This window comes from Ruegeria alba (genome assembly GCF_022321465.1).
GTDB lineage: Bacteria > Pseudomonadota > Alphaproteobacteria > Rhodobacterales > Rhodobacteraceae > Ruegeria_B > Ruegeria_B alba.
The window spans coordinates 15,332-36,345 of record NZ_JAKOEM010000024.1; the positions used below are offsets into that span (position 1 = coordinate 15,332).

Genomic DNA, 21,014 nt, shown 5'->3' on the forward strand with positions numbered 1-21,014 from the left:
GTCCGCCCGTTCAGTCAAGTGAAATAATTTTCCTTGCCCGAACTGGTATATACCAAATACCCTTGATGAAAATTGCGGGAATCAGATGAACGACGCAACACCCGATCAGCTCCGGACAGGACCATCGCGCGACACGCCGCGCTTTCAGCAGATCGTTCAGGACATCAAACGGCGGATCGTCGATGGCAGCCTGCCGGAACATGCCGCCCTGCCCTCGGAACGGCGCATCGCCGAGGAAACCGGCATCAGCCGAATGACCGCGCGGCGCGCGCTTGATGCGCTCGAGGCCGAAGGGCTGGTCTATAGCGCCGACCGGCGCGGGCGCTTCGTCTCGCCCAAGCGGGTCAGCTATGACGTCTCGAACATGGTCAGCTTTGTCGCCGATGCCGAAAGCCGGGGCGCCGCGCTGGGGATCGAGGTGATCCGGGCGCAGGAGAACACGGCAGACGCCGCACTGGCCGCGCGGCTGGGGCTGAAACCGGGTGCCGCGATCTATGAATACACCCGGCTGTTCCGTCAGGATGGTCACGCGATCTTTGTCGAGACCGAATATGTCGATGCCGCAAGATGCCCCGATTTCCTGTCTCACGACCTGCATCAATCCACCACCCGTCTGCTCGACAGCCACTACGATCTGGTCGCGCATACCGGGGATATCATGATCCGGATGCGCGGCGCCCATCCCGAAGAGACCCAGTTGCTGGGATTGGCGCAAAGCCAGTCGGGGATCGAACTGACTCAGGTGATCCGGGACGCATCCGGGCGCCCTTTCTGTTTCGGCCGCCAGTTCTGGCGCGGTGAACTGGCAGAGTTTTCGGCCCGCGCCATTGTCGGAGGTTTTACCCATGGCTGACAGTCCCATGCGCGGCTTCGCCGCCGCCGAATTCGAGGCCCGCACGGCGCGGGCGCAAGACAGGATGGCGGCACAGGGGCTGGACGGTCTGCTGCTGATGACCGAACCCGAGTTGCGCTATTTCAGCGGCTTTCACACGTTGTTCTGGCAGAGCCCGACCCGGCCCTGGTTCCTGTTCGTGCCCGCCAGCGGCAAGCCCATTGCGGTGATCCCCGAGATCGGCGCCGAACTGATGCGGCGCGGCTGGCTGGACGATGTACGCACCTGGCCCGCGCCGCAGCCGCAGGATGACGGGATCAGCCTGTTGACCGAGCTTTTGTCGCCGCTGGCCGCGCGCGGCGCGCGATTGGGCGTCATGAAGGGGCATGAGACGCTGCTCAGGATGCCGCTGGGCGATTGGGAACGCCTGATCTCTGCCCTGCCCGGCCTCGAGATTGCCGATGCCACCGGCCTGGTGCAGGGGCTGCGCATGGTCAAGACCCCTGCCGAGATCGAGAAGCTGGCCCATATCTGCGCCATTGGCTCGGCCGCATTCGAAGCGGTGCCGGGTTTCGTGTCCGAGGGGATGCCGCTGGACGCCGTGTTTCGCGAGTTCCGCCGCGCGGCGATCGGGCTGGGTGCGGATGACGCGCCCTATGTGGTGGGCGCCGCCGATCAGGGCGGCTATGCGGATGTGATCTCGCCGCCCTCGCAACGGCCCCTGCGGGCGGGGGATGTGCTGATGCTGGATACCGGCTGTACCTGGGACGGGTATTTCTGCGATTTCGACCGCAACTGGGCGATAGGCCGTGCCGATGATGCCGCGCGCCGCGCCTATGACGTGCTGTGGCGCGCGACCCAGGCCGGGATCGACGCCGCCCGCCCCGGCGCCACCTGCCGCGACCTGTTCGGGGCCATGTCCGCCGTCATCGCCGAGCTGGATGACAGCGGCGGCGATATCGGGCGGCTGGGTCACGGGCTGGGCATGCAACTGACCGAACAGCCCTCGCACGCGGCCTTTGACACCACCGTGCTGCAAGAGAACATGGTCCTGACCATCGAACCCTCGCTCAGCTACGGCAACGGGCTGATGATGGTACACGAAGAGAACATCGTGGTGACCGACGGGCCTGCCCGATTGCTGACCAACCGCGCCGCGCCCGAGTTGGTGATCTTGCAATGACCCGCATGCCCGCATCCGATCCCAAATTCGGCCACGCGGCGCCCCGCTCGACGACGGGTGGTTGGAGACACGATCACGCAACTTCAGAAACTCTGAAATTTCTTTCAAAGGTTTCAAATTGCTTTGAGAGGACACGCTCTCTAGCCTCGGTGCGGGTGTAAACGTCCCGAAACCCGCACTTGGACAAGGCCAGGGACGGCAAAAAACAAATCACCAACAGGAGAAGACCATGAACAATCCCATCACTCTGGCCAGAAGCGTCATCGCCGTCGCGGCCATGACCACGGCATCGGCCGCATGGGCCGAATGTGGCGAGGTCTCGCTGACCGAAATGAACTGGCCCTCGTCCCAGATCATCACGCATACCGCCAAGTTCCTGATGGAACAGGGCTATGGCTGCACGGTCGAGCTGGTGCCCTCGGCCACCGTGACCTCGGTCGCCTCGCTTGCCGAGAACGGCGAGCCAGACATCGTGACCGAACTTTGGCTGAACTCGGCCGGCGAGCCCTATCTCAAGCTCGAGGCCGAAGGCAAGGTCGAGCGTCTGGCCGAGGTGTTCAATCCCGGTGGCCTCGAAGGCTGGTGGATTCCCTCGTACCTGGCCGAGGCGCATCCCGAACTGAAGACCGTCGCCGACATTCTGGCCAACCCCGATCTGGTCGGTGGCCGGTTCAACAACTGTCCGGTGGGCTGGGGCTGCCGGATCGTCAACGACAACCTGATCACCGCGCTGGGCATGCGCGACAAGATGGAGATCTTCGACCACGGTTCGGGCGAGACGCTGGCCACCTCGATCGCGGCGGCCTACGAGGACAAGACCCCCTGGTTCGGCTATTACTGGGCGCCCACCGCGGTTCTGGGCAAATACCCGATGACCCAGATCTCGATCGGCGATATCGACACGGATGTGCACCTGGCCAACCAGTCGGCCGAAAATGCCAATCCGGGCGTTTCCGACTTTCCGCCGGCGCCGGTGCTGACCGTCGCGACGGCAGCCCTGACCGAGCGCGCGCCCGACGTGGCCGAGCTGATGCGCAATCTCAGCTTTGACATCGACGTCATGAACGCCGTGCTGGCCTGGAAAGACGACAACGGTGCTTCGGCCGAAGAGGCGGCGGTCTATTTCCTGAGCAACAATTCGGACATCTGGGCTGGCTGGGTCAATGACGCGGCCCGCGAAAAGCTGGCCGCCCTGATCAAGTAATCCGGAACTTCCGCCGGGCCGCCATTGGTGGCCCGGCGGTTTCGACACCCGCCGTCGCGCACCCGGCACCAGACGGGAACCGTCCGAGACAACCGTGAAAGGGGCTCGTTCTCATGGCCACCTATGACTTTCTGTTCAACAGCCTTGGCTTGCGCGACTGGTGCGATGCCGGCAAATCCGGCGAAGCCACGCTGTCGATGGCCGATCTGCTGGCCAAGGCCGGTGGCAAGACCGAGACCACCCTGTTCAACCTGCCCTTTCCCTCGCTGGACGAGCTGAACAAGGCCTGCGCCGCCTTCGCCAAGTCACGCGATGTCACCAAGGGGGTCGAGGACGCGTTCCTGGCGGCCAAGGGCGCACTCCGTTTTGTACTGGACCCGCTGACGCAGCCGCTGAGCTGGATGCTGGAATTCGCTCTGGCCACTTTCGAGGCGACGCCCTGGTGGATCATGATGCCGCTGCTGGCGCTGGTGGTCTATTTCGCCTCGCGCTCGATGCGGCTGGTGGGCTTTGTCATGGCCTGCCTGGTGTTTCTGGCCTTTGTCGACCACTATGACCACGCCATGCAGACGCTGGCGATCATCTTTGTCTGCGCCTTTCTCTGCGTGCTGTTCGGGGTGCCCATCGGCATCGCCATGTCGCGCAACGACCGGCTGCAACGCATGACCATCCCGATATTGGACATGCTGCAAACGCTCCCCTCTTTCGTCTATCTGATCCCGCTGATCTTTCTCTTTTCGGTGACCGAGCCCAAGCTCTATGGCATCGCCATCATCCTTTACGCCATCGTTCCCGTCATCCGCCTGACCGATCTGGGGATCCGGCTGGTGGACAAGGACGTGATCGAGGCCGCCGACAGTTTCGGCATGACCGACCGGCAGAAGCTGTTCGGCGTGCAGATCCCGCTGGCCCTGCCCAATATCATGGCCGGTGTGAACCAGACCATCATGATGAGCCTTGCCATGGTCGTCATCGCCTCGCTGGTCTCGGCGCCGGGCCTCGGGGTTCTGGTCCTGCGCGGCATCCGCAACCTTGAACTGGGTGTCGGCCTTGTGTCGGGCCTGGGCATCGTGCTGCTGGCGGTGATCCTCGACCGGGTCACCAAGGCCGCGCTCAACCGCGTCAACGCCGCGCAACAGCACTGAGGGACACGGGCATGAGCGAGAATATCAAGGTTTCGATCCGCAACCTCTACAAGATCTTCGGTGCCGATCCGAAAGCGGCGCTGAAACATGTGCTGGACGGCATGTCCAAGGCCGATCTGCTGAAACAGCACCGCCACGTTCTGGGGCTGCGTGACATCAATGTCGACATGCGCGAGGGCGAGATCACTGTGATCATGGGCCTGTCGGGCTCGGGCAAGTCGACACTGATCCGCCACCTGAACCGCCTGATCGAACCCACCTCGGGCGAGGTGCGGGTCGATGGCGCGGATGTGCTGGCCTATGACGAGGAACAGCTGCGCAACCTGCGCCGCGAAGTCATGTCGATGGTGTTCCAGAAATTCGCGTTGCTGCCGCACAAAACCGTGGCCGAGAACGCGGGCACCACGCTCAAGGTGCGCGGCGTGGCCAAGCGGGACTATCTGGTCGAGGCCGACAAATGGCTAGATCGGGTCGGGCTGCATGGCTATGGCAACCACTATCCGCACCAGCTGTCGGGCGGCATGCAGCAGCGGGTCGGGATCGCCCGCGCGCTGACCTCGAACTCGCCCATCATGCTGATGGACGAGGCGTTTTCGGCGCTCGATCCGCTGATCCGCACCGACATGCAGGACCTGCTGCTGGAATTGCAGACCGAGTTGCACAAGACCATCGTCTTTATCACCCATGACCTGGACGAAGCCCTGAAACTGGCCGATCACCTGGTCATTCTCAAGGACGGCTATATCGTGCAGCAGGGCGAGCCGCAGCATATCCTGCTCAATCCGAACGATCCGTATATCGAGGACTTCGTCAGCGACATCAACCGGGCCCGGGTGCTGCGGGTCCGCTCGATCATGACTCCGCTAGATGGGCAGCCGGTACCGCCCGACGCCCATGGCGAGGTCGATCATGACGATACGCTGGAAAGCATGATTGCCCGCTCGGGCGGCGACACGTCGCATCGTTTTATCGTGATGCGCGATGGTGTGCCTGAGGGAACGCTCGATATGACAAACTTGGTCAAAGCACTGGTGCCGCGCGTTGCATCAGACGCGAGCACGCGGCGGAACTGACAGCACAATGAGGAGGTGTCAGACAGCTTCAAACCGGTCTCAGCTCGGACAGTAACCCTGCCCTTTCTGCCGCAGCAAGTTGGCGCCACTCGACAAGAGCAGCGGCGCGGTTCAACCTGAAATTCTGTCGGCTGGTGAGGCTGCGCTGCGAGTTGGAATGGTTGAAGACCGAGGCGTGGTCGGAAGCAAACTTCTGCAAACTTCGCACGCGCCGAAAGCGTTGCATTGCCGGCGCGCGGCGTCGGAATGGCAGATGCGAATTCTCCGCCCTGTTGTTCAGCCAGCGACCCGTTTCCTGCCGATGGCTTTCATCGCCGCACCATAGGACCTCAACCGGTCGATCACCAGGACATGAGGTCGACCGTGGCGCTTCATTGATTTTCTGAGGATTTTCAATGCAGCCTTCTTGTCCCGCGTCTTTGTCACAAAGCTTTCCAGGACCTCGCCTTCGTGATCGACGGCCTGTCAAAGGTAGTACCGCTCGCCATTGATCTTCACGAACATCTCATCCAAGTGCCAACGCCACTGCGGCCAGGACCGAAGCCGATCCGCGCATTTCCTGCGGATCTCGGACGCAAACATCGGGCCAAACCTTTGCCACCAGAACCGGATCGTTTCGTGACTGACATCGACGCCGCGCTCGTGAAGCAGCTCCTCGACATTATGCAGCGACCGCGGAAATCTGACCTACAGCATCACCGCCAGACGAATGATCTCTGGACTGCTGTGGAAGTATATGAACGGATCGCGTCTCGGCATCCTCAGAGGCTACGAGACCGCCCTGCCCGTCTCAACCGGATGCCTTCTGAGACCGCCGTTCATACCTTTGACAATACCACAACTCATATTACCGACGCGCGGATTCCGTCCCCCAAGACATCAAACATTTGGTGAATCTGATCCTCACTGATGATCAGGGGCGGTGACATCACGCACATATTGATGATAGGTCGAACCAGCAGACCCCGTTTCTGGCATTCGGCATCGATCCGCGCGCCGATCTCATAGTCGCCTTCCAGCAAGCTGGTTTTATTCCCGTCGAGCGAGCACTGCACGCACCCCATCAGCCCCATACCGCGGGTGTCGGTGACAATGCCGATCCGGCGCAGATCGTGCAGCCGTTCCTGGAACACCGGCGCGACCTGCCGGACATGTTCCAGAATGCCTTCGCGTTCGATGATCTCCATGCTGGTCAGCCCGGCGGCGGCGCAAACCGGATGGCCGGAATAGGTGTACCCGTTTGAGAATGTGGCATCGTTCCCGGCGATGTCGGCAATCAGCCGGTCGGAAATGATCGCGGCCCCCATCGGGGCATAACCCGATGTCATTCCCTTGGCGCAGGTGATGATATCGGGCTGAATGCCGAACACGTCCTTCGAGGCGAACCAGTGACCCAGCCGCCCGAAGGCGGTCACGACCTCGTCAGAGATATAGAGCACGTCATGGCGGCGGCAGATTTCGAGACAGCGCTTGTGATAGCCTTCGGGCGGGACAATCACTCCGCCCGACGCAAGGATTGGCTCTGCGATGAAGGCGGCCACCCTATCCGCCCCAAAGGTCAGGATCGCGTTTTCCAGATCCGCGATCTTTTCGTCCAGGAAGTCCGCGACACTCTGGCCCTCGGCACGATACAGCGGGTTCACATTCGGCAGGAAATGGGCCAGGTCATCGGCCTTATCCAACCACAGCCGGTCACGCTCTTTGCCGCTGACGCTGGCGGCCAGATAGGTGCTGCCGTGATAGGCCTTCTGCCGTGAAATTACGATCTTCTTGTCGGGATGTCCCATCAGGTTGTTGCGGAACTGGATAAACCGCAGGGCGCTGTCGACCGCGGTAGAGCCGCCGGTGGTGAAGAACACGTGGTTCAGATCGCCCGGCGCCCGCTTTGCCAGTTCGCGAGCAAACCGTGTGGCGATCGAGTTGGTGTTGTTGAAGGGCGAGAAATAGGCAAGCTGACGCGCCTGTTCCGCCATCGCATCGGCCATCTCTGTGCGGCCGTAACCGATCTGGGTGCACCACATGCCGCCGGGCCCGTCGATCAGCCGTTCGCCCTTGTCGTTGACGATATGAATGCCGCTGGCAGTTTCGACAAAAGTTCGGTCGTTCTGACCTACAGCGGCCATGCCTTCCCACGGGTGAACGAAATGACCGTTATCCCAGGCTCTGAGTTCGGTGTTATCCACGGCGAGCCATCTCCTCTTCTGACATGATGATCGGAAACTCCGCACGCACCTCTGCGTCGGCGGCGCCGAAATAGTTGGGGAAATGACTGTCCAAGATCGTGTTGGCCTTGTCCCGCGCCCGTTCCAGAAGGTCAGTCTTACCCTCGTTCTCCCAGGTGTCGGTGCGCTCGCGATCCATCAGCTGCGGATAGACGAACTCGGTATTCATGTAGGTGAGCGTATGGGAGTTGCCGAGGAAATGACCAGGGTCGAGGGCGCATTTGTGGATCACGTCCACGGCCATGGTCTCGTCCGAAACCTCTATCCCGCGCAGGGTGCGCAGGATCATGCCGCCGGCCTCGTCGTCGATGACCATGCTTTCGAAACTGCATCCCATCAGGCTGCCGATCATGCCGCCGAACTCGCACAGCCGGTTGGCACCCGCATGGGCGGCCAGCGAAAAGGTCAGCGCCTTTTCCAACCCGTATTGCGCATCAGGCACCTTGGCGTCGGTCATCCCCGCGCCCACGGAAGTGGGCAGGCCATAGAAATTGCCCATCTGTACCGCGGCGGCCCCGATCAGCGCCTGTTCGCCGCTGCCCCCGGTGAACGAGCCGCTGCGCAGATCGGTGATAAAGGGCCAGGCGGCAAAGCAGACCGGACAGCCGGGGGTGATCAGGTTGACGATCGCCACGCAAGCGAGGGTCTCGGCCACGGTCTGCACCAGTGTTCCGGCCAGCGTGGCGGGGGCGGTGGCCCCGGCCTGCGGCGGCACCGCCAGATCGACGGTCAGGCCCAGTTTGGCGGTGTCGATCAGAAGCTCCATGTTCTCGCGCCCGATCCGCAGGGGCGAAACCATCGGGCAGCCGCCAAAGATCACGCTGGGCTTTTTCATGAAACTGCCTTCGCCGCCCGAGGCCAGGTCGAACATGCGGATCGCGTGCGGGATGTGGCTGCGGTCGCGAAAGGTCAGGCAGGCGGGTTTCTGGCTGCCCGCCAGCATCGCGTAGACGGTGTTCATGTCATGGGCGAAATCGTCCGTCACATCGGTGGCCAGAACCGTATCGCCCAGCATGTGGATGTTTTCCAGCTGATCCACCAGCCGGGTGAAATCGTAGACGTCGCGCAGGGTCGAGGGGCGATAGGACCTCGTTTCGTAGTCGAAGGTGGTGACCGCCGTGCCCGAATTGGCGAAATAGACGCTTTCGGCGGTGCAGTGCATGTCATCCTTGCCCTCACGTTCGCCACGGGCAAAGACATAGAACTCCTTTGCGGCGACAGAGAGCAGGTCCTCCACCAGCGCGCGGGGAAAGCAGAGACGGCCATGCTCGTTCAGCACCGCGCCTTTGGGCAGGACAAGGTCCAGCAGTTCGGGAAAGTGATCGGACACGCCGGTGCGTTCCAGCACGGTCAGCGCGGCCGAGTGGATGTTTTCCATGTCGCGCTGGCTGAGCGGTTTGTACCGCCCGCCCTGCATCCCGCCATGCACCGCCTCGTTGCCGGTGGTCGCCTGCTGCACCGCGATCCGCGCGGCACGTCCGCCGCCACCCCGCCGACGAGGTTTTGTGGATGTCTCAACCATTTGCTGCCTTCCTGAATTCTGGGTCCGGCCCGATCATGCGTAGATAGAAGTTGTAGAAATCGCCCACCCAGCCTTCCATTTCGCTCAACGGGCCGGGCTGGAAATAGGCCGAGTTCACGCCGGCCTGATTGTGCCGGATGATGCGTTCGTCATCCTGAGAGGTGACATGCCAGAGCCAGGTGAGCGCTTCGCGGTCATAGTCGCGCCCCTCTTCAGCGTCGGCATGGACCATCCAGACCACCTCGATGTCGGTCTGCTGCACGTCGCGGGGCAGGAACCGGTAGCCGACCAGGTGATCGGAATAGACCAGGAACCAGTTGAGTGGCCCGATCCCCATGTCGGTGGCACCGCCGTCATACCCTTTGAGGTCACCCAGAAGCGGTGCCAGGGGCGCGCCATCGCGACTGCCGGTATCGTAGCCGGGATAGAGCGGATAGCGGCGCAGATAGGCGCCGGTGAACGGCGTCGGAGCGGCCGCCCCGGTCAGGTCCAGCATCTCGGAGGACAGCCCCGCCGCCGCCGCGCGTGCAGCCAGCGGACCCACGAGCTCGGCCATTTCCTTGGGCGATTTCAGGCTGTGCGAGCGAGAATACTCCTGATGTGCCGGGCCGCAATGATAGCATTCCAGATAGTTCTCGACCGCCAGCTTCCAGTTGGCGGGCACCGGATAGCTGGCCTTGTGCGCCACCTTCAGACGGTCCAGCCCATAGGGCGCGGTCAGCGGGGCCAGTTGCGCCAGCGCCGGCTCCAGTGCCGGTGTGTCCGCGTCGCAGCAGACAAAGATCAGTCCCTGAAACAGCGTCACCCGGACCGGGAACAGCCCCCAGCGCGAGGGGTCGAAATCCGGCCCCATGGCCCGGCCCGCGCGCAACTCGCCTGTCAACTCAAACGTCCACGCGTGATAGGGGCAGGCAAAGACGCGCGCCGTTCCCTCAGCCTCGGTGCAGATGCGCGAGCCGCGATGCCGGCAGATATTCAGATGTGCGCGCACCCCGCCGTCGCGGTCGCGCACGATGATGATCGATTCCGACCCGTAATCGAGCAGGACATAGTCCCCAGCCTCGGGGATCTGGCTTTCGTGCCCGGCCCAGAGCCAGTTCCGGTTCCAGACCCGGACGATATCGTGATCATAGATCGCTTGCGAGGTGTAAAACCCGCGCGGCATGGCCAGTCCGGGGTGGTATTCGGCAATCAGCGCGTCGAGTTCGGGGGGGCGTCCGGTCATGTCACGACTCCTCTCTCAGGTCGATGATTTCACGGCGGAACCAATCCTTGTCGGCATCCTGTTGCGGGCGTTCGAAATCACGGGCGGCGCGATGGCCGGAGAACACCGCATCGACGATCAGGCCCGGCTGCGCGGCATCCCCGATCAGTTCGAGCGTGGTCAGGTTCAGAGGCTTCAGGCTGGCGTGCAGGGTGGTCTCGCGGATGCGCTCGGTCACCAGCACCGCAGACCCGCAGACCACCGGTAGCTGTCGCCCGGTAAAGGCGCAGGCCAGGCTGGCATTGCCCGCGCCAAGTGCCGCAAGCGTCTGGTTGCAGCGGATGTCCACGCCCAGGTCGATCAGCCGGGCCTGAATGCGATGCTGTTCCAGAGTGTTCACGGTGAAGCTGGAAACCAGGCTCTCGGGCGTGGCAAAGATCACCTCCAGACCGGCCAAGGCCAGCTTCTCGGCAATCACGCCCGCCAGATAGACATTGTCGTCATCATAGACCAGGACCGGGCCCACAGGGGGCATCTGACCCGACAGGATGTCGTCGGGTGTCAGGATGGTTGCGCCCGCTGCGATATCTGGCGCGTGGCGCTGGGTGTTGCGGCCGATGCCGTCGCGGCGCCAATGGGCGCCGGTCGCCACAAACACGTTGCCGATGCCCAGTTCGGCCACTTGCGCCGCATCCAGTGCGCTGTCGGTGAACATACGCACATTGGCGCGCTGGGTCAGGTCGTTCAGGCGGTAGTCCATCACCCGGCCCCAGGCCGACAGCCCCGGCAGGCGGCTTTCACGGGCCACGCGCCCGCCGAATTCGGACGATGCCTCGGCCAGTGTCACCTCATAGCCGCGCCGGGCCATCTGCATGGCGCATTCCAGCCCGGCCGGGCCACCGCCGATCACCAGAACCTCGTTCTGCTTGCCCTTCGAGGTGATGACCTCGGGGTGCCAGCCGCGGCGCCATTCCTCGCCCATGGTCGGGTTCTGGGTGCAGCGGATCGGAATGCCCAGATTGTCCGAGGCGACGCAGATATTGCAGCCGATGCATTCGCGGATCTCGTCGATGCGGCCTTCGCGGATCTTGGTCGGCAGGAACGGGTCGGCGATCGAGGGTCGCGCCGCGCCGATCAGGTCCACGATCCCCTTTCTGACCATCGACACCATAAGGTCGGGCGAGGTCAGCCGGCCCACGCCCACGACGGGCTTGCCGGTCACCTGCTTGACAAAGGCAAGGGCGTCGTTCTGGTATCCGTCCTGCGGCTGAAACCGGGTGGTGATGCTGTCATTGTCCCAGCCCGAGACATTGACGTCCCACAGGTCGGGCAGATCGGCCAGCAACTCGACCACGGCGCGGCCCTCTTCGGCGGCCTGCATGCCGTCGGGTCCCTGCATCTCGTCAATGGCGAAACGGAAGGCCACGGCGCAGGTGTCGCCCACCGCCTCGCGCGTGTCCTCCAGCAACTCGCGGGCAAGCCGCACGCGGTTTTCCAGCGACCCGCCATATTCGTCGCTGCGGGTGTTCATATGCGGCAGCATGAAATGCTGGGCGATCGACATGGAGTGCCCCGCATAGACATAAATGATATCGGCGCCGGCCTGTTTGGCGCGCAGCGCTGCATCTCGGTGCCAGCGGCGCAACTCGCGGATATCGGTCTTGTCCATGGCGCGGGCGTGTTTCGGCATCGCCAGATCGGCGCTCATCTCGGAGGGGGCCAGGATCGGCGCGCGGCTCAGATGGTTGACGGCATGGTTGCCGTTATGCACCAGCTGGATCGCGGCCAGCGCCCCGTGTTCATGCACGGCGTCCGTCATCAGCCGCAAAGCTGGAATGTCACGGTCATCCCAAAGCCGCCCCTCGGGAAAGGGCGAAAGATCCGAGGTGGGATGAATCTCGGTTTCCTGGTTCGAAACCACCGCCCAGCCGCCAGCGGCCTTTATCCCTCGCACACCGGCGTCGGCGCGCGGACGCAGATGACCCAGCCCGGTGCAATGCGGTACCTGAAAGAACCGGTTGCGGGCTGTTACCGGGCCGATCTTAACCGGTTCAAAAAGCAAAGCGTATGGGTTCGCGTCGGACATGTCGCGCGTGTTCCTATCCGTCGGGGCCAGGGGCGCAGAGGCGCCCCCGGCGAAATGAGTGAATTAGAAGCCAGCCTTGATCCGCTCGAACTCGGCCAGCATTTTGGCCTCGAGTTCCGGCGTCACCGCGTCAAAGAACAGGCTGCCTTCGAAGAAGCTTTTAGGATCGGAGAACCCGTAGGCCTCGATGTTGGCCTGATCGGCCATCTCGAACGCCTTGGCGTTGGAATGCGGATACCCCCAGTTGTCGATGATGTACTGACCGCTGACAGGATCGGTGAGCGCGTTGAGCAGGTCATAGACCTGTTCGTCCGGCGTGGTCGAGGATTTCAGATGCACATAGCCACAGACCCAGGTGGCGATACCCTTGTCGACGTCCCGCATCATCGCGGCGGGCACTTCGTTCCAGATCAGGTTCAGCTCGGACTGGTTCCAGGCCCAGCCCATTTCGATCTCGCCGCTGGTCATCGCCTGGTCCAGCTGGCCCGCATCCGACCAGTAGAACCGCATGTTGGGATGAATCGCGCGCAGGAAATCCGACGCTTCCTTGAACTGTTCGTCGCTCAGATTGGTGTAATCGGCGCCGTTGCCGGTGGCCAGCGAGGCCAGCGCATAGGCCGACGAGGCCGCATCGGGAATGGCGATCTTGCCCGCATAGGCGGGATCGGCCAGCAGTTGCAGCGAGACCGCGTCGGCAGCGATCTTGTCGGTGCGATAGATCAGGCCGGTATTGCCCCATTCGAAGGGCAGCATGTAGAGCTTGCCATCCAGAACGATGCCGTCGACCTCCTTGATCTCGGGCAGCATATCGGCCCAGTTGGTCAGCTTGCTTTCATCCAGCGGCTTGATCAGGTCGGCCGCCACCCATTTGCGCACCGCGTCCGAGCAGGGATGGGCGAGATCGGCGGTAAAGCCCGACATAAGCTTCGTAAAAGCCTCTTCCTGGCTGCCGAAATAGGAATAGCTGGGCGCCTCGTTCCCGTATTTCGCCATGTAGCTGGCGAAAAAGCCCGGATCCTCGTAGCCCGACCAATCGAAAACGCTCAGGTCCGCCCCCCCGGCGCTGGCGCAGCCGGTGCTGATGGCGGTCGCGAGTGCGAATGCTGCAATGCCTTGAAGTCTCATGTTTTCTCCCGTTGGCTTGATTTTCTTTCTTTACCCAAATCGATCACACTGGCCACTTGCAGGCCCAACCAGACCGCGTCACCGCGATTGAAATCGACCGTGTGGAAATAGTTCGGCACCGACACCGCGATCGGTTTGTCGATATTCTCGACCGCGACATGATAGTGGATGTTCTCACCGTAAAAGGCGACATTGCTGATTTTACCTTTCAGCGTGGCAGGATAGTCGGCGGGTTTGTCGGCCTTGATTTCCAGCTGTTCGGGGCGGATGCCGACAATGATGTCGCGTGCCCGATCGGTGGCGTTGACATTTCGTTCGATCCGCATGCGGCCAAACCCGGCCGCTTCAATGGAAAGCATGCCCCCGGTTTCCTCCAGTACAGTGGCCGGCAGGATGTTCATCTCTCCGATGAAACTGGCCACCGCCCGGTTGCAGGGGCGCGCATAAAGCGTGGCCGGCGTGTCTACTTGCTCCAGGCGGCCATCAAACATCACGCCGATGCGGTCGGACATGGTCATAGCCTCGTATTGGTCGTGTGTGACCATGACAAAGGTGATACCCAGCGATTGTTGCAGGTTACGCATTTCGAACTGCATTTGTTCGCGAAGTTTCTTGTCCAGCGCCGAGAGCGGCTCGTCCAACAGCAGCACTTTGGGTCGCATGATCAGTGCGCGGGCCAGTGCGACCCGCTGGCGCTGACCGCCAGACAGCTCATTGGCTCCGCGTTGGTGCAACCCTCCCAATTCAACCATCTCCAGCGCCTCGGTCACGCGGGCGTCGATCTCGGCCTTGGGCACCCGCCCGCGCAACCCATAGGCCACGTTGTTGGCCACATTCAGATGCGGAAAAATGGCATAGCTCTGGAACACCATGTTGGTGGGACGGTTGTTGGCCGGCACGCCGGCCATGTCTTGCCCATCGATCAGGATGGCGCCCTGTGTCGGTTCCTGGAAACCCGCGATCATTCGTAGCACCGTGGTCTTGCCGCAGCCCGACGGCCCCAGCAAAGAGAAGAATTCGCCCTGACGAAGGTCCAGATCGATCCCGGAGGCCGCCAGGAAACTGCCATAGCGTTTCTCGACGCCTTTGAGTTCTATGATGTTTTTCTCGGTCATCAGACGTCTCGAGTTGTTGAGCGGCGTTGGAAATATTTGGCCAGCACCAAGAGCATGACCGAGGCGAAAAGCAGAATGGAACCAAGCGCCAGAACATTGGGCAGCTTGGCCGGAAAGCGGATCTGGCTCCAGATGTAGACCGGCAGGGTTGGCTGGTTGCCAGACAGAAAGAAGGCCAGCACGAATTCGTCGAAGCTGACGGTAAAGGTCACCAGAATGCTGGCGACGATGCCCGGGGCAACAACCGGCAGGGTGACACGCCGGAAAGTCTCGAACACGCCACAGCCCAGATCATAAGAAGCCTCTTCGAGCGAGGCGTCGAAATCGTCAAAGGCGGATTTCAGGATCGATACGGCAAAAGGCAGTGCCAGAAAGGTATGCCCCAGCGTGACCGTAACCAACGACGGCTGCAGACCAAGGAACAAGAACAGCACCAGCATCGACGAGGCAACGATGATGCCGGGAATGACGAGCGGCAGCATCACCAGCCCCTCGGCCGCAGCCTGACCACGAAACCGGTAGCGAACAAAAGCGCGGGCAGCGAACAGCCCCATGGCGGTGGCCAGCAATGCCGTGACTGCACCGACACCCAGCGAATTCCAAAGCGCCTGGATCAGGGTATCCTGCTCGCCCAGCTTGCGGTACCAGTCAAGTGTCCAGCCCTTGATCGGAAATGCAACGATGGTTCCACTGTTGAACGAAAACAGCGGCAAGAACATCACCGGCAGGTAAAGGAAGATCAAATAGGCAAAGGCGTAGATCACAAGGAGTGAAGGACGTTTCATCTAATTCGCCCCCCCAAACCGCGACCCGCGATGACGAACACGATTGCCACAAAGCCGACCGACATCATCGCCAAAAGCGACAGCGTGGCTCCTAAAGGCCAGTTGTTCGCAGCACCGAATTGAACCTGAATCAGGTTGGCGATCATCTTGCCATCCGACCCGCCCACCAGCGCGGGGGTCACATAATCGCCCACCGTTGGGACGAAAATGATCAGGCTGGCGGCAATGATACCGGGCACGGTAAGCGGCAGCGTCACGCGCAGGAACCTTTGCAGCGGGCTGTTGCCTAAGTCGGTCGCTGCTTCAAGCAGGCTGGGGTCGATCTTTTGCAGACTGACATAGATCGGCAGGATCGCGAACGGGGCCCAGGCATGAGCCAGAGTCAGCACCACTGCAAACTCGTTATAAAGCAGAAAATCAAGCGGTTCATCGATCAGGCCGAGCCCCAGTAGCGCCGAGTTCATCACGCCATTGAATCCCAGTATCAGCTTCCATGCGAACACCCGCAGCAGGTAGCTGGACCAGAAGGGAATGGTAATCAACAAGAGCCAGATCGTTTTTCTCCGGGCCTTCATCGCGATGAAATAAGCAATCGGATAGGCCAGCACCACGGTCGCCAGAGTGACCGCGCCAGCGATCCAGATCGAACGCAGCATCAGGTGATGCACCAGCGGATCGGACAGCGCGGCGCGATAGTTCCCGAGCGTGGGCGTCTTATCAAGCGTAACGTAGGTCTGCGTCCAGAAGGAATAGGTGATCAGAATGACAAGCGGCGCCGCCACCAGAAAGCCGACATAGGCCGTGGCAGGCGAACTGAGAGCATATCCTCTGGCCGCTTCGCTTCTGGGCTTGAACACCGGACCTCCCCGACCTGGCCTGCCTAAATCCCCTAATGGACGATTGTCCATTAAGTATTGCGCGGCGGCAGTGCTTGTGTCAATCTACTCTTTGAAATTTGATGGAAATCGATCTACATGGTTGAATATGAAAGATATTACCTCAACCAAACACCGTCGACGCCGACCAGCCAAGCGTGATCCAGAAGCCAGCCGGCAGGCATTGATCGACGCGACTCTCGACACGATCGCTGAAAGCGGCCTGACGGAGGCCTCAGTCACAAACATCATTCACCGGGCGGAATTGTCGCGCGGAATGGTACACCTGCATTTTGGCGGCAAGGACAATCTGGTAACCGCAGCGGCCAAGCAGTTCAGCGAGCACTACTATTCAAAAATGGATCGGATGACCGACATCGGCGACGCCCCCCCGGCGGTGCGTGTGATGGCGATCGTCGTCGCCGATCTTTCCGAAACCCTACTCAGCCCGCGCGGGATCAAGATCTGGCATGCATTCCGCGGCGCGGCAAGTTCTCACCCCGGGATCGCCCAATACACCAGCACCCAAGACGAGCGTTTGGTGCAAAAACTGCGCTCCGCCTTTGAAGAAATAGCTGGCGAGGAGGGGGCATCGGCAACTCTCGCCGAAGATGCCACCCATGGCACGCTAGCGCTGCTTGAGGGCATGTGGGTGCACTACCTGACCGACATGGAGAATTTCTCGCGCGTTTGGGCGATGGAACTTGTGAGGCGCTTCCTAGCCGGGCTGTTCCCCATCCATTTTTTGGACCCTGCTACCAGCGCGAAGGCCATTTCTGGGAGGTGTCAGACAGCTTCGAACCGGTCTCAGCTCGGACAGTAACCCTGCCCTTTATGCCGCAGCAAGTTGGCGCCACTCGGCTAGACGGCGGCGCGGTTAAGCTTGAAATTCTGTCGGCTGGTGAGGTTGCGCTCCTAGTTGAAATAGTTGAAGACTGAGGCGTGAACCACCCTGCCCGTCTCAACCCAATGCCTTGTGGCAAGACCCTTCGGATCAATGTAGGCTAGGGGGTCAAGGATACGATGCGGGTCTACCCTTGGGCGCAACGTAACACCCCCCCCGGAAACGAAGTTCGTCAACCTGTCGGGGCGGAAGTTCGGGAAGTTATTCGATCCGACGGACAACGAGGCCATGACCGGTCGCGGTGGCAGCATTCCGCCACGCGTCTGGCCTGCGCCTGACCCTCCACCGGTCGAAAACTGGATGATCATTCCCGGGCAGTGCCTTTCGAGTCCCTCCTTGAGAGCCGCGTACTTCTCCGGGCGCCTCCTTTGAAAACAGGAACGATCACGGGACCAAACCAGGTCCGGTAGGCGGCGAAGCGTCTACAGATCTAGGGGGCACCTCAAACCAGCAACCCGTTTCCTGACGGTGGCTGGCACCGATTTCCTTGAGGGCAGCACCCCCGCAACCGTTCTGGTTGCAGAAAACAACGCCCCCAGCAGTCAGGTAACGGACGCGTCCGCTTTGTCACAGGTCGGTTTGATATGCTTGGCCCCAATCACGACCACCGGACAACGCGCGGCAGAGAAAAGGTGCCTCAGGTCCTCTTCGCTCTTCAGTGGACCCACGTTGAGATCAACGACAATTGCCGCGACGCGACTGCGATCAACCCTTTTGAAAACTGCTGCGACCTCCTCGGTGGTTTGAACCTCGGATATCTTGGCCGCGGATGAATTGGCCAGCGCGCGCACCATGGCCAAGACCTTGGTCGAGTGTGAGTTGGGTGCACCGATCAAAAGCACATTGCCATGAAATCCAAGCATGGGGCGTTGGCAGAGCAGCAAAATATCTTCGTCGGCAGCAGCGGCGCATGCGCATGTGATCAGATCGCCTTCGGCCACCTCGCAACTCAAGCGCTCAGAGCGTCCAGATGACAAGTCGGCGATGAGTGTCTCCAGACGGCTTGCCTCCCATTTCACGGTTCGCCGCAACTGTTCGTCAGTTGGCATCTCCCGGAGCGTACCGTCGAGGGCTACGACCCTATGCCCTACACCAATAGCGAGGTCTGCAATCCGCGTATCTACTAGCAGGCCCCTCGGGATCGCTGGCAGCATGTCCAACAGGGTACGCGCAAATGACATCGTGGCCTTCACATCGGAACTATTCATTCCAACGACCAGAAGATGAGGTTCAGGACGCATCTCCTTGCTCATGAATGCTCACCCTCACCTGCCGCTTCGGTGCGGGCAGAAAACGCTCTGCGATCCCTGGCAAACGTACGAAGCCTTGCCTCGACTTCTGCATTCACGCTGCCATCCGGGAACTCTCCCGTTTCCACCCTTGCGCCTGCGGTGCGACCGGTCATGATTTCCACCCCCTCATCGACAGACCGGATCGGAATGATCCGAAAACGCCCCTGCCCGACGGCCTCGACCACCCGATCGCGCAGCATGAGGTGTTCGATATTCGAGGCCGGGATGATCACGCCCTGATTTCCGGTCAACCCACGCTCGGCACAGACATCGAAAAACCCCTCGATCTTTTCGTTGACGCCACCGATGGCCTGAACCTCTCCAAGTTGATTGACCGAACCGGTGATCGCGAGATCCTGTCGAACCGGCCTGCCCGAAAGCGCCGAAAGCAGCGCGATCAGTTCGGCACAAGACGCGCTATCCCCGTCGACACCGCCATAGCTTTGTTCGAAGACGAGGCTGGCGTGAAGCGAGAAAGGTGCATCCAGCGCATAGGTCGATGTTAGATAGCCCCCAAGGATCATCACTCCCTTCGAATGCAGGGCGCCGCCAAGCTCCACCTCTCGCTCGATGTCGATCAGCTTGCCCGCCCCCATCCGGACGCGCGCCGTGATGCGCGAGGGGCGGCCAAAGCGGTAAGTTCCTGTTTCGACGACGGAAAGACCATTGATCTGACCGACCATTGTGCCCTCTGTATCGACCAGGACGATCTGTCGTGAAATGGCCTCTTGGAAACGTTCCTGTACGCGCGACGCGCGACGCTCGCGCTCGCCCACCGCGCGCGCGATTTCGGTCTCGCTCACGATTGAATGCCCGTCCGATCGCGCATAGTGTTCCGCCTCGCGAAGCAGATCGGTCAACTGACCGAGTTGCAGCGTCAGCTTGCGCGCATCGCCAGCAAGACGCGTGGCCTCGTCCAGCAACCTCGCTGCGCCGGAATCGGTCAGTGGAAGCAAGCCCTGCTTCCGCGTGAAGTCGTGAAGGACCGAGGCCAGACCGAACAGTGTTTCGCCACTGCGCGTCACGGTGCCTTCGAAATCTGCCTGCACCTTGAACAGCTCGGAAAATTCCGGGTCCAGCATGACAAGCAGGCTGTGCAGCCTGCGGTCGCCCACCAGAACCACCCTGACGTCCAGCGGAATTGGCTCGGGCTCCAGCGAGGTCGTCGAGAACAGGCTCATGCGATCGACCAGAGACGTGATGGTAATCGACCGTTTCTTCAGGCACCGTTTCAGAGCGTCCCACGCGTAGGGTTCTGCGAGAATTCGCCGCGCATCAATCAGAAGATATCCTCCATTTGCAAGATGCAGCGCCCCGGGTCGAATGAGGGAAAAGTCGGTGACCAGAGAACCCATCTGGGAAATATGCTCGATCCGTCCCGCCAGCCGTTCCAATGAGGGAAGGTCCTCGACAACGACTGGTGCCGAAGACATCGCAGCCGGATCGTGGGACACGATCACGTTGACCAGGTAACGTCGAAAGATCGGGTCCAGATGCGATTTCGCTATTGCTTCGGGAAACGGCCCGTTCTGTCGCTGGGCTGCCGCTTGGAGAAAGATCTCGGGGTTCTCGATCATGTCCTTTCGGACACGAAAGAGATAGTCGGACACTCCATCGACAGCACCAAAGGCGGACTCCGCCTCGCCGATCCGGCTGGAAACCGCGCGCTCTGCCATCTCGGCATTCAATGCCTCGACCCGCGAGCGGTGCTCACGCTCCATTTTGGAAGCGTCTCTGAGTATATCAGAGAGCTGGTTCTGAAAACGCTCGACCTTCTCCTCGATCACTGTCTGCTCGTCTTCCGGTAGCTTCTTAAACTCCTCGCTCTTGAGAACATTTCCCTCCTTGGTGGCAGCAACCATGAAACCCATCGGCGTTCTGATCAGTGTCGTGTTTTCCTCCCGAGCGCGCTCTGCGAAATCGGCCATAGCCTGCTCGTGCCGCTCGCTAAAACTCTCTTCAATAGCGCGCCTCTGCGCCTGATATTCCTCGGATTCAAAAAGCGCAGGCATGTCGCCCGCCAGGTCGTCTATGACGTCCTCCATCTCGACCTTTAGCCGATCCGCCAGGCCAACAGGCAACTTCAGCGCGACCGGTTTATGAGGCGCATCAAAGTTGTTCACATATACCCAGTCGCATGGTGTTTCGCGCGTGGCAGCATGAGCGCGCAGAACCTGTTCCACCGTGGTGTGGCGCCCCGTCCCTTGCGGGCCGAGAACGAAAAGATTGAAGTCTTCGTGCCGAATTTCCACTGCCAGCTTGAGGGCACGCAGCGCTCGTTCCTGGCCAACCAGCCCACCTTTGCCAGTTTGCTCGGTTCCCGCGCCGACGAGGCTCGCGGGATCACAAGTTCGCCGCAACTGTTCGACCGACAGTTCGCCCTTCAATCGTGTAGCCATGATAGCCACCCTGCGTAATCTTCATGCATCCAATCTACGCAGCGGGAA

The 21,014-nt window shown here is 61.2% G+C and carries 16 protein-coding genes and 2 pseudogenes; 6 read left to right on the forward strand and 12 right to left on the reverse strand.

What is annotated here, in order from left to right; all coding sequences use genetic code 11:
* The first annotated feature begins 85 nt into the window (after window positions 1-85).
* The 5 genes from MB818_RS19015 (at window position 86) to MB818_RS19035 (ending at window position 5,437) form a co-directional block, all read left to right on the forward strand.
* Window positions 86-853, forward strand: a complete 768-nt coding sequence (locus MB818_RS19015) for a GntR family transcriptional regulator (RefSeq protein WP_234145478.1) — start codon at window positions 86-88, stop codon at window positions 851-853.
* A complete protein-coding gene (locus MB818_RS19020) occupies window positions 846-2,015 on the forward strand; it encodes a M24 family metallopeptidase (protein ID WP_238906055.1) in 1,170 nt (389 codons plus the stop codon). The genes MB818_RS19015 and MB818_RS19020 overlap by 8 nt, the downstream gene beginning before the upstream one ends.
* Before the next feature lie 229 nt (window positions 2,016-2,244).
* On the forward strand, window positions 2,245-3,219 hold the full coding sequence (locus MB818_RS19025) for an ABC transporter substrate-binding protein (protein WP_238906057.1): 975 nt from the start codon (window positions 2,245-2,247) through the stop codon (window positions 3,217-3,219).
* A 113-nt stretch (window positions 3,220-3,332) separates the two neighbouring features.
* The gene (locus MB818_RS19030; RefSeq protein ID WP_234139034.1) at window positions 3,333-4,364 is read left to right on the forward strand and encodes an ABC transporter permease; all 1,032 of its coding nucleotides are present in this window, start codon (window positions 3,333-3,335) and stop codon (window positions 4,362-4,364) included.
* Between the two features lie 11 nt (window positions 4,365-4,375).
* The gene (locus tag MB818_RS19035; protein WP_238906059.1) at window positions 4,376-5,437 is read left to right on the forward strand and encodes a quaternary amine ABC transporter ATP-binding protein; all 1,062 of its coding nucleotides are present in this window, start codon (window positions 4,376-4,378) and stop codon (window positions 5,435-5,437) included.
* 28 nt (window positions 5,438-5,465) lie between these two features.
* Here MB818_RS19035 and MB818_RS19040 read toward each other — a convergent pair.
* From MB818_RS19040 to MB818_RS19080, 9 genes and pseudogenes are all read right to left on the reverse strand, one after another.
* A pseudogene (locus tag MB818_RS19040) lies at window positions 5,466-6,196 on the reverse strand (IS6 family transposase).
* Window positions 6,197-6,279: 83 nt separating this feature from the next.
* Window positions 6,280-7,620, reverse strand: a complete 1,341-nt coding sequence (locus tag MB818_RS19045) for an aminotransferase (protein WP_234217538.1) — start codon at window positions 7,618-7,620, stop codon at window positions 6,280-6,282.
* Entirely contained in the window at window positions 7,613-9,181 is a 1,569-nt protein-coding gene (locus tag MB818_RS19050; RefSeq protein ID WP_238906060.1) for a trimethylamine methyltransferase family protein, read from the reverse strand. The genes MB818_RS19045 and MB818_RS19050 overlap by 8 nt, the downstream gene beginning before the upstream one ends.
* Window positions 9,174-10,406, reverse strand: a complete 1,233-nt coding sequence (locus MB818_RS19055) for an aromatic ring-hydroxylating oxygenase subunit alpha (RefSeq protein WP_238906062.1) — start codon at window positions 10,404-10,406, stop codon at window positions 9,174-9,176. Before MB818_RS19055 ends, MB818_RS19050 begins: the two co-directional genes overlap by 8 nt.
* Before the next feature lies 1 nt (window position 10,407).
* Complete coding sequence (locus tag MB818_RS19060; RefSeq protein ID WP_238906063.1) at window positions 10,408-12,471, reverse strand: FAD-dependent oxidoreductase; 2,064 nt, start codon at window positions 12,469-12,471, stop codon at window positions 10,408-10,410.
* 63 nt (window positions 12,472-12,534) lie between these two features.
* Window positions 12,535-13,596 (reverse strand): ABC transporter substrate-binding protein, encoded by a 1,062-nt coding sequence (locus MB818_RS19065; RefSeq protein WP_238906064.1) that lies wholly within the window; start codon window positions 13,594-13,596, stop codon window positions 12,535-12,537.
* Window positions 13,593-14,711, reverse strand: coding sequence for an ABC transporter ATP-binding protein (locus tag MB818_RS19070; protein ID WP_234139027.1), 1,119 nt, complete (start codon window positions 14,709-14,711; stop codon window positions 13,593-13,595). Before MB818_RS19070 ends, MB818_RS19065 begins: the two co-directional genes overlap by 4 nt.
* Entirely contained in the window at window positions 14,711-15,496 is a 786-nt protein-coding gene (locus MB818_RS19075; RefSeq protein WP_234139026.1) for an ABC transporter permease, read from the reverse strand. Before MB818_RS19075 ends, MB818_RS19070 begins: the two co-directional genes overlap by 1 nt.
* Window positions 15,493-16,404, reverse strand: coding sequence for an ABC transporter permease (locus MB818_RS19080; RefSeq protein ID WP_234217543.1), 912 nt, complete (start codon window positions 16,402-16,404; stop codon window positions 15,493-15,495). The genes MB818_RS19075 and MB818_RS19080 overlap by 4 nt, the downstream gene beginning before the upstream one ends.
* Before the next feature lie 76 nt (window positions 16,405-16,480).
* On the opposite strand from MB818_RS19080, the gene MB818_RS19085 reads away from it, so the two are divergent.
* Window positions 16,481-17,194 (forward strand): TetR/AcrR family transcriptional regulator, encoded by a 714-nt coding sequence (locus MB818_RS19085; protein WP_234139024.1) that lies wholly within the window; start codon window positions 16,481-16,483, stop codon window positions 17,192-17,194.
* A gap of 275 nt (window positions 17,195-17,469) precedes the next feature.
* Here the strand turns inward: MB818_RS19085 and MB818_RS19090 are convergent.
* From MB818_RS19090 to MB818_RS19100, 3 genes and pseudogenes are all read right to left on the reverse strand, one after another.
* Window positions 17,470-17,634, reverse strand: a pseudogene (locus MB818_RS19090) (3-keto-5-aminohexanoate cleavage protein); the annotation flags it as partial.
* 183 nt (window positions 17,635-17,817) lie between these two features.
* Complete coding sequence (locus MB818_RS19095; protein WP_238906065.1) at window positions 17,818-18,528, reverse strand: hypothetical protein; 711 nt, start codon at window positions 18,526-18,528, stop codon at window positions 17,818-17,820.
* Entirely contained in the window at window positions 18,525-20,966 is a 2,442-nt protein-coding gene (locus MB818_RS19100; RefSeq protein WP_234139022.1) for a Lon protease family protein, read from the reverse strand. Before MB818_RS19100 ends, MB818_RS19095 begins: the two co-directional genes overlap by 4 nt.
* Between the last annotated feature and the right edge of the window lie 48 nt (window positions 20,967-21,014).

Bases quoted from the DNA above. Each gene is read 5' to 3' on its own strand.
- MB818_RS19015 (WP_234145478.1), top strand. From the start codon at position 86: ATGAACGACGCAACACCCGATCAGCTCCGGACAGGACCATCGCGCGAC.
- MB818_RS19020 (WP_238906055.1), top strand. From the start codon at position 846: ATGGCTGACAGTCCCATGCGCGGCTTCGCCGCCGCCGAATTCGAGGCC.
- MB818_RS19025 (WP_238906057.1), top strand. From the start codon at position 2,245: ATGAACAATCCCATCACTCTGGCCAGAAGCGTCATCGCCGTCGCGGCC.
- MB818_RS19030 (WP_234139034.1), top strand. From the start codon at position 3,333: ATGGCCACCTATGACTTTCTGTTCAACAGCCTTGGCTTGCGCGACTGG.
- MB818_RS19035 (WP_238906059.1), top strand. From the start codon at position 4,376: ATGAGCGAGAATATCAAGGTTTCGATCCGCAACCTCTACAAGATCTTC.
- MB818_RS19050 (WP_238906060.1), bottom strand. From the start codon at position 9,181: ATGGTTGAGACATCCACAAAACCTCGTCGGCGGGGTGGCGGCGGACGT.
- MB818_RS19055 (WP_238906062.1), bottom strand. From the start codon at position 10,406: ATGACCGGACGCCCCCCCGAACTCGACGCGCTGATTGCCGAATACCAC.
- MB818_RS19060 (WP_238906063.1), bottom strand. From the start codon at position 12,471: ATGTCCGACGCGAACCCATACGCTTTGCTTTTTGAACCGGTTAAGATC.
- MB818_RS19065 (WP_238906064.1), bottom strand. From the start codon at position 13,596: ATGAGACTTCAAGGCATTGCAGCATTCGCACTCGCGACCGCCATCAGC.
- MB818_RS19070 (WP_234139027.1), bottom strand. From the start codon at position 14,711: ATGACCGAGAAAAACATCATAGAACTCAAAGGCGTCGAGAAACGCTAT.
- MB818_RS19075 (WP_234139026.1), bottom strand. From the start codon at position 15,496: ATGAAACGTCCTTCACTCCTTGTGATCTACGCCTTTGCCTATTTGATC.
- MB818_RS19080 (WP_234217543.1), bottom strand. From the start codon at position 16,404: ATGGACAATCGTCCATTAGGGGATTTAGGCAGGCCAGGTCGGGGAGGT.
- MB818_RS19085 (WP_234139024.1), top strand. From the start codon at position 16,481: ATGAAAGATATTACCTCAACCAAACACCGTCGACGCCGACCAGCCAAG.
- MB818_RS19095 (WP_238906065.1), bottom strand. From the start codon at position 18,528: ATGAGCAAGGAGATGCGTCCTGAACCTCATCTTCTGGTCGTTGGAATG.
- MB818_RS19100 (WP_234139022.1), bottom strand. From the start codon at position 20,966: ATGGCTACACGATTGAAGGGCGAACTGTCGGTCGAACAGTTGCGGCGA.